The organism is bacterium, from assembly GCA_023145965.1.
Classification (GTDB): Bacteria; UBP14; UBA6098; order UBA6098; family UBA6098; genus UBA6098.
Window position 1 is genome coordinate 34266 of sequence record JAGLDC010000080.1, and the last position, 16004, is coordinate 50269.

The window sequence follows — 16004 nt, forward strand, 5'->3', positions numbered from 1 at the left end:
TATTAAACATATATTCTTGAAATCTGTATTTTGAAAATACGAAGAGATATAAATTCTGCTTAAAATTGCTCAATAGGATTGACATCGCAAGCAATATACTATTCATTCCCTCTCATTACCTTCAATAATTATTGTAAAACTTCACATCATTATTACTTGAATATAAAATGAATTTCGATATATTTCTCTAGTTAAAAAATGTTCCCAGGAGATATAATGGAGAATATAGGCGATAGAATTAGAAGACTCCGGTTGCAAAAAAATATATCGCAAAGGCAATTTGCCAAATTAGTGGGCTCCAGCCCCGGGTTGATCTCTTTTATCGAGAGAAACCAAAATAAACCGAACTATTTAATTATCGGCAGAATTGCAAAAATTTTGGGAACAAGCTGCGATTACCTTATCTACGGCGGAGAGGCATCTGGAGAATCGACCGAGGAGCTTCTGAAGAGACTCAAACGTGAATTGAATATTAATTCCACAAATTCAAAGGGATACGAATTCAACACACGAGAAAGAGAACTTATCGATAAATACAATATTCTTTCCCGATTATCCAGGCTTTCACGAACTAATCTAGAGATTGTTCTGGATATTATAAAAAGAGTGGAAAATCTTTAGTCTATTGAAACACCGACGAAAATTGACCAACCGTTTGTCTCGATTGTCCCTCCGGGGAATAATTCAATCCCATCGATGGTAATTGCATCATAATCGACGGCTCTGCCCTTCATATAGTCACCTTCAATGAAAATCCCAATTCCAATGACTCTAACCTCGAGGCCGGCGGATAGCGAAGCCATATATGCCCAATGTCGCTCCTGTTGGACCTTGTAAATTGTAGCCGAAGTATCGCCATCCATGTAATACTCAATCCTCTGACTAATCAGAGGAGAAATAAGACCGATATCTGCCGAGATATAAGGAAACAATCCAGTTCCCCCATTTCCCAACTCGAAACCCAGGCCAATACCACCATAAATTCCTATGGCATCCAGTCTATGCTTATATGCGCCGAGTGTTAAAGGCGCAGAAATACTTGGATCGGTAATAATTGGAATAGAAGCATTATGAACATTGATCAGTTTAGTTCCGGCTTGAATAAAAATAGGTTCATGGAAACTGAACCTTCCCTCGAATAGATATGAATTCGCATAAGTGTCTTCAAAAGTGCTGTCCAGCGGGACAAATTGGCCGATACCAGCACGAAGCCCAATAAACCCCCAACATAAACTGGAAAATAAAATAAGGCAAAGAAGCCGAATTTTCAGTTTATTCTTCAATTTCGCTTTCTTTAGTTTCACTCTCGGAAGACAATGAAGACTTCTTTTTTCTGAAGATAGCCGCACCTATAAGACCTCCAAAGAGGGCAAATACGGAATATATCATTATACCTCCAATTAGCGACCCTGCAATCATAAGCCATTGATTGGTAATAACTTCAGCCATCATCTCCTGAGTTGCTATATCGAATTCCGCAGAACTAACTATTTCGTAGAGGTTCGACAGGTAATTTTCGTGAAAGAAATACCATAACACTCCAACACCGATTGCCTGAACAAAAGCACCCACTATACCGGCAATAAGACCGGTTATTGCACCTTGGCCGGGGGTGATGTCGCCGAACTCCTGTTTAAATATCAAGCTGGAAAGCACTCCACCGGCGATAACCCATAAACAACAAATCAAATTAACATAATTAACAATTGGAATAACAGATAAAATACCAAGGACAATCCCTGGCCAAAGCGCCGATGAAAAATAGGGTTTTTTTTGTTTATTCATTTATAACTCCTGAAATTTCTATTTCTTAGCCCAAAACTGCAAATCGATATCCTCAAATAGATTATCTTGTTCTTCCAAAAGATGGTATCTTGTTCGTTCCTCCTGAGTAACCGAGCCTCCATTCAAGATACTCTCTATTCCCTCGGCCAATTTCACGAATGCGTTGTGGTGAAAGATAATCCTGTTTTCCGCATAATCTCTAGCTGACCATGTGCTAATCAAAAATTGCCAATCGCTAGATTCTAAAAGCAGCAGTTCCCTTGCCGCTTGTTTAAGTGGTTCAATCAATTCTTTGGGATTACCCGCTAAATTCCATTTCATAACAAGTTCGGTCATTTTCTTTTCGGTTTCATAGATATGTTTCCATGTCCATTCTGTCCATTCATTAAACCAAATATAATGAAATCCACCCTGTCCCCATGATCCTTCAGGAATATTGATAACTTCGTCGAGTTCAGATTGTTCGAGTGCCTTTGAACCGGAAATCATTTCTATGCCTGGCGTTTCTGCAATCTTTTCAGCCACTTTTGCAAGCCATTTAGGGCCTTCAAACCACCAATGGCCAAAAAGTTCAGCATCGAATGGAGCAGTTAAAATACCTCCGTCCTCGAGCTTTTCATGAACTGCTTTAACAAAATGTTCAGCCTGTTCTTCGAGCGCACCCTCTATCCAATCTGGATTATATATCTTTTTATCTGCGAGATCGGCCTTTACGTCTGTAATACGCCAATATCTGTGGCCACCAGGATAATGTTTTTTATGAAAATCGAGATAGGCAGGATTTCCGGGATATCCCCATTCTGCTGACCAAACTTGAAGACATGTTTCAGGATCGCGGAAAAAAAACGCTGTTCCTTCCGGTTTGCCTGTTGACGAAACTAAATAAGGTTTAAGAGTAGTTCTTTCGCCCTTCGATATTTTTGGTGTGTAGTTCTTCTCAAACCTGGTCCATAGAGCCTTTAAGCTATCAAAGCGGTCGATATAAACTCCTTGTGATTCACCACCCACGAGAAGATGTGAATCGGCAACAGTCCAATCGATACCCGCGGAATTAAGAATTTCCTCTACGCCGAGCCTATCAAAAGAAGCATCATCGCCAATAGGTGGTTTCCAATTATATGAAGGCCTGTAGGCGCATTCCGGCATCCATATTCCTCTAGGAGGTCTTCCGAAATGCCGTTCGTAAGATTTCACTCCAGTGAAAACTTGTCCCTTAACAGCCTCGTCTGTGCCTAGAAGAGGCAAGTATCCATGGGTTGCGGCACAGGTTATAATTTCAAGCTTGCCTCTATCCTGAAGTGATCTAAAGGCACCGATAATATCACACTTTATCTCTTTATCAAAAAACTCTTTGATCTTCGAATACTCATTCTCCCACATCTCCGCTAGTGAAGCAAGTTGCTTATCTCCGGTGGCATAAAAAACCTCGCGATTTTGCCTAGCGCTGGTAATTTTATTTTCCAAATAGGCTTCAAGCGCCCCTGCAAACTGCCTATGAGATAATTGCTCACATAAAACAGGTGTCAAACCTATGCTCATCTCAAAGGGAAGGGCTTTTTCTTCAAGCTCTTTAAATGCTATAAGCAAGGGTATATAAGTCTCCGCAGATGCCTCGAAAAGCCAATCCGTACCGTGGGGCCAAGTGCCATGACCCATAACATAAGGTAAATGAGAATGAAGCACTAAATGTAATTTTCCACTCATGATAATCCTATTTTTTTTGAAGTGAACGAAGATACTCTGCAGCTACCTCTGGTGGAGTGGGATTAATATAGAATCCCGTCCCCCACTCGAATCCCGCAACCTTTGTAAGTCTTGGAATTATCTCGAGGTGCCAATGCCAATCATACGGCAGAGTTTTCCAATAATGTTCTTTGCCCGGCCTAAGAACTGAATTAGGTGAAGTGTGAAGAACGAAGTTATAAGGAGGATCGTCCAAGGCTACTTTGATTCTTCGGAGGGTTTCGCCTAAAACCGTTGCGAAGTCCATAAGGACCTCATCTGTAGTTTGAGTATAATCATGCGAATGAATACGCGGCATAATCCACGTCTCAAAGGGGAACCTGCTCGCATATGGTTCTAACACAACGAACTGGTCCGTAGTTAAGACTATACGCTCTTGCATAGCGAGTTCTTGATTCATTATATCGCAGAACAAACAACGCTCTTTATTGAGATAATGCTCGCGAGCGCTATCTAGCTCAGCGGCTATAGTTCTCGGTGTAATCGGGGTGGCTATCAATTGAGTATGTGGATGGGCAAGACTCGCTCCAGCCGTTTTACCGTGGTTTTTGAAGATAAGAACATAACGAAGTCTGTTATCTTTATGAAGATCAGATATCCTGTCACGATATATCTTGCATATCTTAAAAAGGTGCTCTATCGGCATATCACCCATATGAAGTGTATGATCGGGTGATTCGATGATAACCTCATGAGCGCCGACACCATTCATAACATCGAATATCCCAAGGCCACGACGCCCAAGGTCACCTTCGACAGCTAAAGCCGGGAATTTATTTGGAATTACACGAATTTTCCAACCGGGGGAATTTGCTTCTGTTCCAGAGGGCCTAATTGCAGTTATTTCCGGAGGGGTTTTATCTTCGTTACCTTCGCAAAATGGACAAACGGAAGGCACGTGCCCATTACTTGGGTCTTTCTTAAAATCGGTAGGGCGTCTTGCTCTTTCAATAGCTACGATTACCCATCTTTTCTGCACCGGATCGTGTCTTAACTCACTCATATAGAACTTAACCTTTCATTTCAAACTCAATTCGATTTATAGTTGAGGAATTAAGATAAATATTATATACAATTATCGCAACCACCATTTTAACATCTATCTAAACTCTTGCAAATGATAAACCTTGCGAGAACGAATTCATTGATTATATTAATTAGATATTGAATCTATAGACTTATTAAGAAAAAAACTTATGAATAATGAACAAAAACCTATACAAAAAAACGAAACTGAATTGAGCCATCGGCCTGACTGTTACATTGTCCAGTTCAAGAAGGACCGCCTCGACTATTATATAGATAGAAATCACCTAAATCTACAAAGCGGTGAATGGGTTCTTGTGCAGGCAGAGAGGGGTCGAGACCTCGGATTGATACGCAATAAAATACCACAAAAACAAGTCGATAAATCACAACGCAAATACCCTCTTGAAATACTCCATAGAGCCCGCCAGGACGAGTTAGATCAGCTTGCTATCAATCGAAGCGATGAAGACGAAGCTATAGCAACATGTCGCGAGTTGATTAATTTTCGTGGTTTAGATATGAAACTCATCGATGTCGAGTTACAATTTGACAGCAATAAAATTACATTTTATTTCACCGCTGATCATAGAGTCGATTTCCGTGAGCTAGTTAAAGACCTGGCTTCCTCCTACAGAACAAGAATAGAGCTAAGACAAATCGGCGTGCGTGACGAAACCAAAAAAATGGGTGGCATAGGTCCATGTGGAATAGAGTTATGTTGTATGAAATGGCTTAAAGAATTCAGTCCTATATCTACTCAATATGCACGGGATCAAAACCTCGCAGTCAATCCGAGTAAGCTTTCCGGCCCATGTGGCAGGCTTTTTTGTTGTCTTGATTATGAAGAATCCTTCTATTGCGAAATGGCTAATAAATTCCCAAAAGTGGGCGATAAGATTTTCGTTGAGAAAGAAAAATATATTATCGACAAGATAGATCCTTTTAAAATGACTGTAACTGTCAGAAATTTAGACAAAGAGAATATTGAAATAATGAAATTGAACGAATTTAATCGAAGATTTCGCCACACCAATAAAGATTGGTTGAATAAATGGCTTCCAAAAAAACAATAAAAGTAAAAAAAATAAGGCTTGTCGTTCTGTTTGCATCGTTATTAGTTATCGCCTTTCCCCTATTTTCACAGAAGATTTTGATACCAATGGACTTGACGCAAAACGATCACCTTAAGGCATATGGTGTGACTTTCAATTCTCTGAGAGAAGGATTCAATATCGAATGGTTGCTTAACTATCGTGGCGGAAGTTTTCTTGCTCCACCAGAACAAAAGATTATGGATTTGTGTCGTTTAAACGGAGTGGATTACGACCTTGTTGATGGTGCAAAGATCGCCGATATCTATGCCGAAATCGAAGAAAGCAACATGGAGGTAGTGCTATTAGAGAAGGCACCAAAAATAGCAATATACACTCCTCCCAATAAAGAACCATGGGATGATGCTGTTACCCTTGCACTCACATATGCAGAGGTGCCATATGAGACTATTTGGGATGCTGATGTTTTAGCAGGAAAAACCTCCGAGTTCGATTGGATTCATCTACACCACGAGGATTTTACCGGCCAATTTGGCAAGTTTTATTCAAGTTATAGAAACACGCTATGGTATAAACAAGATGTAGCTACCAATCAAGAGATGGCGAGAAAGCTCGGTTTCTCGAAGGTTAGTGATTTGAAACTCGCCGTAGCTCTGAAGCTTAGGGATTTCATCTCCGGTGGAGGTTTTTTATTCGCGATGTGCAGTGCAACTGACACTTGGGATATTGCCCTTGCCGCTCGCGAAATTGACATCGTTTCCGCAGAGTTCGATGGAGACCCTATGGATATCGATGCGCAATCGAAACTTAATTTCGATGAATGCTTAGCTTTCGAGAATTTCGAAATAGTTACTAATCCCCTTGTTTATGAGCATTCCAATATTGATGTTAAGCCTGAGGCATCTTCGAGAGCATTTTCATCTGAAGCAAGTTATTTTACACTTTTCGATTTCTCGGCAAAATACGACCCTGTTCCTACTATGCTCGTTCAGAATCATGTGAATATAGTTCAGGATTTCCTCGGGCAAAATTCGGCTTATAACAAGGATGTTCTTAAACCCCACGGCATTATTCTCGGTAGCTATGAGAATAAGAATGCGGTTAAGTATATCCATGGCAATCTCGGGAAAGGATCCTGGACTTTTTTAGGTGGGCATGACCCTGAAGACTATGCTCATTATATAGGTGATCCACCAACGGATCTCAATCTTCATAAGCAATCACCTGGTTACAGGTTAATTCTCAATAATATTCTTTTCCCCGCTGCTCAAAAGAAGGAACATAAGACTTGATATTTTTCTATCAAAAAGTAACACGCGTTTCAAGTTTTCTTGCGCTTATTTTATCACTTATCTTAACGACAGCGTGTTCCGGCAAAGAAGGCGATTTTTCTTCAAAAAAAATATCCGAGAACATAGAAAATATCGATGTCTGTTTTTCGGCTGTTGAGGATTGCAGGGCCTTAATTTTGAAGAAAATTTTATCTGCCAACAATACAATAGATGTTGCAGTTTACTCGCTAACCAATATCGAACTATCCAGAGCATTGATTGAGGCACACAGTAAAGGCATTATTACCCGCGTCATTTCCGACGATAAACAAAGCTCCGGCAAGTATAGCAAAACTCAATATTTAGCTGATAACGGAATACCAGTCCGATATGACGGTTCGACAGGATATATGCACCACAAATTCACCGTTATTGATAACGCTGTTATTTTAACAGGAAGCTATAATTGGTCTAATTCAGCAGAGAATAAAAACGACGAAAACTTGCTTTTGATTAGAGATAAAAAACTCGCGCGGAAATATACAAATGAATTCGAGCGTTTATGGGAGAAATGCAAATAATGGCCATAGGCGCACATAAAACCCCCGCTTTTAAATGGAAACCTACACATTGGAGTATGGGACCGTTTATTTTATGGGCTATGGGTATTGCTATTCTTCTTCTCGTTAGAGTATTAGTTCAATCACCACAAGAGTATGCAAGCACCGTCGGTTTCGTTATTCCATTGATAGATTTATCTTACATTATCTGGGCAGTTTTCGCCACCTTTCAATCCGGTGGCCGGCTTTCCGACCTCGGCATAACTCGCAAATATGGCCTCCTGGCCTTATGTTTAGGCCTTCTTGCAGGATTTGCTATAATGGGCATACGCTCTTTGGATCCACGATTTGCCGGTTATCTTCAATTCACTATGGAGCCATTGCCATTGACTGTATTAATAATAGGCGGCGCTTTTCATGCCTTTGCCGAAGAGGTCCTTTTTCGGGGCTACTTCGTGGGCCGACTATCAAAAGATTTCGGTTGGGTTCCCGCTGTGATTATTTCAGGCTTGGTCTATGGATTAGCTCCATTCGCCTTTCTTGGAGCGGATCCATTATCGACGAACCAAATAGCCGAAATCGGTAAGTTCTTTATTTCTGTTTTCCCTGCAGTTACCCTACTGGGTGTCTTCTTGGCTTTGGTATATCGTATAATCGGTTCAATAATAACAACTTGGTTTGCTGTAACATTATCTATATGGGCCTTGGGTTTCATTAAAGGGGGCATGGGTGCAAATTTGTCTTATCCTGTTTTTTCTCTTGTGGGATATATTTTACTTGCATTATCGGCAATCATTATAGTAACTTTGTTAATGAAACATTATGGTCATAAATTGTTAAAACTCAATGAATTGAAAAACATTATCGAATAACGGAGGAGCAAATGTCTATTTTCTATAGGTTTATCGTTTTAATGTTGGTTATAGGTTTAGCATTCTCAGTAAATCCGAACACATCTTGTAAACCTCAGAGAGTCACTTTCGAAGCCGAATGCACCGGGTTAATGATGAGAGCCGCAAATCCCTTTGACTATTCCGAACCGTTCGATTATGAATACGACGATGGTTTTGCAACGCTTTCTCTTTCTGCTCCGGTCGAAAACATGTGCGAGGCTCTGCGAATCCAAGCCGAACACGCGTGTAGCCTCGAATCCGTGGAATTCTACGTTTTCAATGGAGGTTCGCTCGAAGTGCATATATGGGATGTAGATTCGCTTCGTAAACCGAGCACACATGAGCTCATTCCTTCTTTCTTGGAAGTTTTAGATTCCGCAGGTTTCGGTGGATGGGAGGAAATATTATTACCAACGAAAATATATCTTCCACCTCTCGGTGAGTGTTTCGTCGGCAGGAAAATAATTACGCCTCTCATGCCAACACTTTATCTCAGTCGTATGGTCGATACCGAGAATCGAAGTTATCTTTATATACCATCGTCGCGTCAATGGTTACCACCAAGTTATACTGATTCGACCGGAAGCTGGTATGTTACATATCTTATTCGCGCGCACGGCTGGTATTATAACATTCCAGATGAAACACTCTTCGATTTCGATACTAGTTTCATTACTTCGACTAATTTAGGCGTAGCGCTTTGTGACTGCGATGCAGACTCCGATCCCGACCTTGCAACTGGAAGCCAAATTTACCGCAACGATTCCGGCACATTTAGGATTGTAGCCGGAACTGGCATTTCCGGTATTGGTTATCCTTTTTGGGGCGATTTCGACCTCGACGGAGAACCAGATATTTTCTTCTGCAGTGGAATAGGAACCGACAAGCTGTATGCCAACGGTGGAACCGGGTATTTATATCACGATGTAACTTCGCCTGCGGGAGACATCGCAAATGACTACATCACCGAGGCTGCCGCCTGGCTGGATTACGACAAAGACGGTGATCTCGATATCTATGTTACCAATTCGGCCTCATTTGATTCCACAGATTCTATATGGACATTTTATCCAGACCTTTTCTATCGCAACGAAGGCGCATATTTCACCAACGTTACAGATGCCGCTGGAATTGGCCTTGCTACTAGCACTGCCCAATATGGCGCGGGAATCGCTCTGGGCGATTGGAATAATGATAGCTGGACAGATATCTATGTTGCCAATGGCCACAATTTTTCCAATTATCTTTGGCAAAACAATGGCGATGGCACCTTTGGCGAGGTAGCTTTCTTCTATGGAGTAGATGGATATAATGAAGGTGGGGGCATATATGGAAATTCAATGGGGGCTTGCTTCGGAGACATAGACAACGATGGAGACATGGATCTTTTTGTTGCCAATGAATCACCAGCATTTGGTTATTCAACCGCAGACAGGTCTTTCCTCTATATTAACGAAGGACCACCCTATTTCTATATGACCGATCAGCGTGCAATGCGTGGTATATCCAACCACAATGACCTCAGTGTCCCTTGCTTTATCGATTATAATAATGATGGTTGGCTCGACATTTTTGCCACAGCAATGGCACCCGGAAACTACGCAGTTTTATATAAAAACAATGCTGACGGCACCTTTACCGATGTCACCGAAGAATCCGGACTTATACTCAACGGTGCCTCGGCCGCAGGTTGGGGCGATATCGATATGGATGGCTATCTCGATCTGGTTGTGGAGTTAGGTAGAGAAAAATTGGTTTATAAGAATAAAACCGCTACAATAACCTCCGAATCCAATAATTGGGCGAGATTCAAACTCGATGGCGCCGATGGAAATAAGCTGGGTATCGGCACAAGGATTTATCTTTTCGCCGGAGGTATCAGTCAGCTTCGCGAGATAGGCGCTCAATACGGAGGCCTGCATTCCCAATCTGAACCCATTGCTCATTTCGGTATCGGCGAAGAGGTATCCATAGATTCGGTTGTAATCCAATGGAATTCTGGCGCTATCGAACGAGTTTATGATGTTTTACCAAACTTCAATTATCACTGGCTAGAAGGCACTCACGGCATCGAGGACAAAAACTTGCTTCCGGCAAAGCTGAGCGTTTCTTCGCACCCAAATCCATTTAATGGCGCCTGTAAAATCGATATTTCAAACACCACTGGGCCAATTGAACTTGAAATATTCGATATACTTGGGAAAAAGGTGCATTCCGAGAATATCGTCCATCCCGCAAAGAATACCACTATAATCTGGACTCCCAACAATTCCCTCTCAGGAGGAGTTTATTTTGCGCGCATTGCAACCTTAGGTAGGTCATTAGAACAAAAACTTTTATATATTAAGTAAAATAGCTATGAGACCTATATTAGGTGTTTTTATCCTCACTCTTGGATTGCTCTTTACAGCGTCTCCATGTGCTCGCGCTGAATCGCTTGATGACTTTGTTACACGGATTATAGCTTCAGATACTCTTGGAACACCTGAGCAGTATATGTTTACTGCTGAGGAAACAGTTATTTCATATCAAGACAAAAAGAGGACTGAAAAAAAAGGCGCAGTGTTTTCTCAAAAAAGATACACAATTTACGGAGAGGATAGCGTCGAAGTGGAGGTTCTTAGCACCACAGTCGAAGGTGATTCATTGCCAGATAATGGCAAGGGAAACAGTGAAGAGAGAGAAACCCTCGCCGACGAGGATATGCCTTTCAACACAAACACTCTCCCAGATTACATTTACGAGGATCTCGGTGTTGTTACACTAAACAGCGAATCCACAAGAAAAATCAGATTTCGCTCTAAAAAACGAAGTAAAAACAAAATCGATGGGATAGCCTGGTTCGATCCGACAACCGCCTATTTAGAACGCATGGATTTCGAATATGCTAGAAAACCATTCGCAATAAAAGACTTCAGTGCTGTGTTGAAATTAACTTATCGAGACGGTTATAAATTCCTATCCTACTTCGAGATGGAGCTCCGTGTCAAAGTCCCCATAATCATGGAAATGAATTTGTCTGTTAAACAGGTCATCACCAAAATAGATGTTTTATGAGGCTCTGGTTATAACCAGCCGTTTTTTTTATACCATTCGATTGTTTCGGCTATACCGTGTTTAACATTATAATGTGGTTCCCAATTGGCTTGATATCTGAAAAGTGAACCATCACAAACCCAGTTTTTAGAAAGCTCATACGCCTTTTCCAGAGAGAGAAGTGGTGGCTTTCGATTTATTAGAGAAAGCCCTCTAGCCAGTCCCGAAACCGTAATCAAGGAGAATTTAGGCAGTCTAATACTGAGTGTTCGTTTACCCAATTCTCTGGCAATAGCACTCGTAAATTTACGCCAAGTATAAGTTTGGCCATCTTCGATGAAGTAAACCGAAAAATCATTTTTAAAATCCAATGAAACGGAAACTGCTTCTGCCAAGTCTTTGACATAAATAGCCGAGAACTGCCGCTCAGGATCTCCCGGAAATAAAATGATACCCTTAGAAATCATCTTAAAAAAGGTGTAAACATCCTTATCGCGTGGGCCGTACACCATCGGTGGCCTTATAATGGTTACTGGAAACAACGAAGAAAAAGATCGAAGTGCTCTCTCGGCTTCGAGTTTGCTGCAGCCATAACTCGATACCGGACACTCCATGGTTGTTTCATTAATTACTTCGCAATCTCGACCGGGTTTTCCTGCAGCCTGACTAGATATGAAAACGAACCTCTTAAGGCCACTAGCATACTGCGAACATAATTCGGCTAACTTAACAGTCGCCAGAAGGTTTGTCTTAAAAAAATCGCTTTTCCGTTTAGCTCTGACAGCACCAGCACAATGCACAACAGCATCCATCTTGGGAAGCACGGTTTTCAGGGCATCGAGCCTTTCCATTGGTGCGATGATCCTCTCTGCATCTTTATTCAACCAACGTAAATTTGAGCTTTCCCTAATCGCGACAACCACACGATGCCCTTCTTCGCAAAGTCTATCGACTATATGCGAGCCCACAAAACCGGTACCGCCTGTTACGAGTATCCTCATTATCCAGCCTATAGCTTATATTCATAAATACGATAAGTTTTATATTTTTTTGCTGCGAGTTTTATAGCAGTGTTATTCATAGGATGATTATCCTCGTCCACCCATGATAGTTCGGCGCTTGTGAATCCCTTTTTTAAACCGTTTATATATGTTTTATAATAAAAAACAAGGTCTATTCCGCGATTGCGGAAACCCTCCATCACACCCATAGTTATAACTCTGGCGCGAGTTATTCTCTTTTTTGCTTGTAATATTTTGAATATACCTATCGGGAAAAGCCTTCCGTGGGCCGTTTTAAGAGCTGCATTGAAATCCGGAATGGTAATCGACAGCCCCACAGGTTTACCATCGATCTCGGCAAAAAAGACAAGGTCGGGATCGACTATCATTTTTAGGTCTTTTCCAAGTAGCTTAAACTCAGCTTCAGTCATGGGAGTATATATATTATTTACCTGCTCAAAATCGTTATAAATAATTCTGGCACGCTCTATCTCATTGTCCCAATCCTTCATATTGATGTTTCTTATAGTGAAACGTCCTCTCTCGATAAGCCGAGGAATAATCTTTTCAAGCCTTTCCGGCATCTCGGGTTTATCGATTAGCCACGCATAGAGGTCTTTCCATTTTTTATGACCGTATCTCTCGACAAGGTCTATATAATGTGGGGGGTTATAGGCCATCATCAAGACAGGCGAGGAATCGAAGCCATCGATTAGCAGACCTGCGATATCGTTTGCAGATGGACTGAGAGGACCAATGATTCGAGAAACTCCCTGCTTTTGCGCCCACTCTATCGCCGAATCGAAAAGGGCATTGGACATAGCTTTATCGTTCTCGGATTCGAACCATCCCCAATATGCAACTTTCTCTCGATGATATTCTTCGAAAAGCCTATCGACTATCGCTGCGATTCGTCCAACCGATCTTCTCCCCTTTCTCGCAACAAAAAACTCGGCTTCGGCATGTTCGAAAAACGGATTTTTCTCTCTATCTAGTTTTTTAAACTCATCCATTTTAAGAGGTGCAACCCATTTTTCATCATGCTTATAGATATGATATGGTGCCCGGATAAAATCACCGAGATCGTTTTTATTCATAACTGGTCGAATTGTTATCATCAGAACCTTACTTAACGAGAAGAATTTTTGCGGTTTCTGTCGATTCACCGATAGAGATACTGAGATTATAGACGCCGGTCGGAAGCGGCTTCCCAGCTTCGTCTGTTCCATCCCAAACCGTCCCATATTTCCCTGCCGACACATCACCGGAAAATAGTTCTCTTATCCGTCTTCCAGCAATATCGAAAACCTTGATCTCAACATATCCTTCTGGCGTCGAAAACTCGAAACGACATGCGGAATTGAACGGATTTGGAAAAGGTTTTCCAAGAGAAAGAGTAAGCGGTTTATCGATCTCGCTAATTCCTACTGGAACAATCCGGCAATACACTGGAATCACCTTGCTGGGATTAGCTCTATCATTTGTTGTTATTCCAAGCCAAGCCCTGTATTCGCCTATCGAAATAGAGGGAACATCTACATGAAGATTCACACTCTGCGGTGCTTCGGAAGAAACTACACTGCTAATTGGCGATTCATCCAGCCACCAAGCATCCGATAGAAGATACAAGATAGGGGAACTCCCGGGATTCGGAGCCTGATCTTCGAACACCGGGACCCCTGTGAATTCGGTAATAATTGCAGCGTAAATATATATCGACGACGGGTCTTCTATCTGTGCCTTAGTGAAACCAACGCCAGCGGAATCACCGTTAGCCATTATCCAATGTGGTGTTCCTGCCAGATCCCAACCATAAGAACTCGAAGGCGCATATTTAAGAATCACTCCAGGAGTAGGAAGCGGAATTGCGCCCACGGCAACAAGATATTCAACTCCCATGAAGTCAGGGCTTCCGGTACTGGGATCCATATCGATATCTATCCCGAAACCAGCGGCAAAATCCTCCTCGGGATCGCCCATATAGCTCCACGAATCAAACTTAAACCATACATTAGCACCGTCATGTTGACCCCAAATATCACGAATATCTTTATCTGTCGAAGGCTCGTCTGGATCGCGTAACAAAAATCTCCAATCGTCTGGTGAAGGCGAAGTCATAGCATCGACAATCAAGTCGTCGAAGGCACTGCCTTCATTCATATGTCTCAGGACATCCATAATGCGCCTACCAAAATCGGACGACACAGAGCCGCATTCCCTTGTCTCCGGTTCAGAATTAAATTCGGATATTTCGAATTCTAAACCTCCACTTCCAATATTAGCTATCGATAGATGAGTATCGAATGGCTCTGAGCCATATGTTAGAACGAGGGCAACACTGTCCGGTTCTATCGAGGCGATGGCATTGAATGGCATTGCCTCGGCTATGGCTGTTGGAAGACTTTCCTCATCATGATAGAGCGCAGTAACCCGATAATAATATGGGATTTCATTTGCAACATCTGTATCCGTGTAAAATGTGTCAATAATCGGGTGAGGATTAATTGGAGTCATTGTAAAATCATCGGGGCTTAACGCTCGATAAATATTATATCCATCAAAACTCGCTGGCCTAAAGCGAATTGTAGTGCCAGATGAAGGATCAGGTGACGCCCAGTTTAAAGGAATATGAATATTGTAGCCCGATTCAGCAATTAAATTACCGGGCGACAAAACAATTTGTTTTTCAAGAAGGGCCAAATCGTCGATATACCAACCCGGACCGTTGGCGCCATCATCAGATTTGAAGATAAATTCGAAACTAATTAGATCGAAACCACCGGACATGAAAGGCGTTAGATCGAAAATAACCTTCTCCCAACTATCGCTATATCCGCTGAAACCAGCATGACCACTCGCAGCAACCATCGATGATGGATAGCCTCCGATAGGCTCGATATCATACCATCGAACACCACCATCGGAGCTTATACGAAGATGTCCTCCATCGAATGGCCTTTCAGCAGCCCAGAATGACCACATCTCCATAGTCCCTGAATTCCATCCGATCACATCGAAATCATCCGTTTTCAATATATAATCAGCGTTATTACTGTAATCGCCCGTAAGCATCGTGCCCCAACATTTACTACCCGAATAGGCACCAACATCTTCACGCGGGATACCCCATTGCCAACCGCGTGGCGAAATAAATTCGCCATCATCGCTCTCAAAATCAACCCAAATAGAGCGGACAATCGAAAAACTAAAATTCCCAACAACAGGCAAAAGCGTGATGTTCGATATTATCGCTCCATCGATTGCTTCAATACGGTATTCGATGTTATCACCCGTATCGATGAATTCGGGTTCTAGATAGGTCAAGCACTCCCCAATGCTATCTGGAATAGTGACAAGGGTTTCCGGCGACCCATGGTTGAATGACCATATAACAAGGCATTTATCTACCCCAAGATTATCCTCGACGACAAATTTAACCTCATATGGTGCCGCCTCTGGTGCGGCATCCTTCAAAGGTCTGTGGTGAATTACTGGAGCTATCGTATCTGTCCCAACATAAAAACCGAAAAACTCGAGCGGCCAACTCTCAGGGAGAGTGGAGCATATACCTAAAGTATCACAAGCAGAAATATAGTAATGGACTTCATATTCGAAGCCGGCACCCAAGATATCG

14 protein-coding genes are annotated in these 16004 nt (G+C 42.0%); 7 read left to right on the top strand and 7 right to left on the bottom strand.

The features are described 5' to 3' along the window. The first annotated feature begins 216 nt into the window (after nt 1-216). Nucleotides 217-621 (top strand): helix-turn-helix transcriptional regulator, encoded by a 405-nt coding sequence (locus KAH81_07885; protein ID MCK5833574.1) that lies wholly within the window; start codon nt 217-219, stop codon nt 619-621. Here the strand turns inward: KAH81_07885 and KAH81_07890 are convergent. The 4 genes from KAH81_07890 to galT are packed head-to-tail and all read right to left on the bottom strand — an operon-like array spanning nt 618 to nt 4531. Next, nucleotides 618-1283, bottom strand: coding sequence for a hypothetical protein (locus tag KAH81_07890; GenBank protein MCK5833575.1), 666 nt, complete (start codon nt 1281-1283; stop codon nt 618-620). The two genes, KAH81_07885 and KAH81_07890, sit on opposite strands and share 4 nt — an antisense overlap. Beyond that, the gene (locus tag KAH81_07895) at nt 1273-1785 is read right to left on the bottom strand and encodes a hypothetical protein (GenBank protein ID MCK5833576.1); all 513 of its coding nucleotides are present in this window, start codon (nt 1783-1785) and stop codon (nt 1273-1275) included. Before KAH81_07895 ends, KAH81_07890 begins: the two co-directional genes overlap by 11 nt. A gap of 18 nt (nt 1786-1803) precedes the next feature. After that, nucleotides 1804-3489: a DUF1957 domain-containing protein gene (locus tag KAH81_07900; GenBank protein MCK5833577.1), complete on the bottom strand. Its 1686-nt coding sequence runs from the start codon at nt 3487-3489 to the stop codon at nt 1804-1806. A gap of 7 nt (nt 3490-3496) precedes the next feature. Beyond that, nucleotides 3497-4531 (bottom strand): galactose-1-phosphate uridylyltransferase, encoded by a 1035-nt coding sequence (galT, locus tag KAH81_07905; protein ID MCK5833578.1) that lies wholly within the window; start codon nt 4529-4531, stop codon nt 3497-3499. A gap of 193 nt (nt 4532-4724) precedes the next feature. Between galT and KAH81_07910 the strand changes: the two genes are divergently transcribed. Genes KAH81_07910 through KAH81_07935 form a run of 6 tightly spaced genes read left to right on the top strand, consistent with a single transcriptional unit; the run spans nt 4725 to nt 11390 of the window. Further along, entirely contained in the window at nt 4725-5630 is a 906-nt protein-coding gene (locus KAH81_07910; protein ID MCK5833579.1) for a hypothetical protein, read from the top strand. Continuing rightward, a complete protein-coding gene (locus KAH81_07915; GenBank protein MCK5833580.1) occupies nt 5609-6901 on the top strand; it encodes an asparagine synthetase B in 1293 nt (430 codons plus the stop codon). The genes KAH81_07910 and KAH81_07915 overlap by 22 nt, the downstream gene beginning before the upstream one ends. Beyond that, nucleotides 6898-7461, top strand: a complete 564-nt coding sequence (locus tag KAH81_07920; GenBank protein ID MCK5833581.1) for a phospholipase D family protein — start codon at nt 6898-6900, stop codon at nt 7459-7461. The genes KAH81_07915 and KAH81_07920 overlap by 4 nt, the downstream gene beginning before the upstream one ends. Beyond that, nucleotides 7443-8312 (top strand): CPBP family intramembrane metalloprotease, encoded by an 870-nt coding sequence (locus KAH81_07925; GenBank protein MCK5833582.1) that lies wholly within the window; start codon nt 7443-7445, stop codon nt 8310-8312. Before KAH81_07920 ends, KAH81_07925 begins: the two co-directional genes overlap by 19 nt. A gap of 11 nt (nt 8313-8323) precedes the next feature. Then, nucleotides 8324-10684: a VCBS repeat-containing protein gene (locus KAH81_07930; protein MCK5833583.1), complete on the top strand. Its 2361-nt coding sequence runs from the start codon at nt 8324-8326 to the stop codon at nt 10682-10684. 7 nt (nt 10685-10691) lie between these two features. Next, nucleotides 10692-11390 carry a hypothetical protein gene (locus KAH81_07935; GenBank protein MCK5833584.1) on the top strand — a complete coding sequence of 233 codons (699 nt, stop codon included), beginning with the start codon at nt 10692-10694 and terminating at the stop codon, nt 11388-11390. 8 nt (nt 11391-11398) lie between these two features. Here KAH81_07935 and KAH81_07940 read toward each other — a convergent pair whose 3' ends face one another. The 3 genes from KAH81_07940 to KAH81_07950 all read right to left on the bottom strand — a co-directional run. Further along, entirely contained in the window at nt 11399-12370 is a 972-nt protein-coding gene (locus KAH81_07940) for an NAD-dependent epimerase/dehydratase family protein (protein MCK5833585.1), read from the bottom strand. 8 nt (nt 12371-12378) lie between these two features. Further along, nucleotides 12379-13467 (bottom strand): N-acetyltransferase, encoded by a 1089-nt coding sequence (locus tag KAH81_07945; protein MCK5833586.1) that lies wholly within the window; start codon nt 13465-13467, stop codon nt 12379-12381. Between the two features lie 28 nt (nt 13468-13495). Then, nucleotides 13496-16004 (bottom strand): hypothetical protein (locus tag KAH81_07950; protein ID MCK5833587.1); only part of this gene is annotated, 2509 nt, incomplete at its 5' end.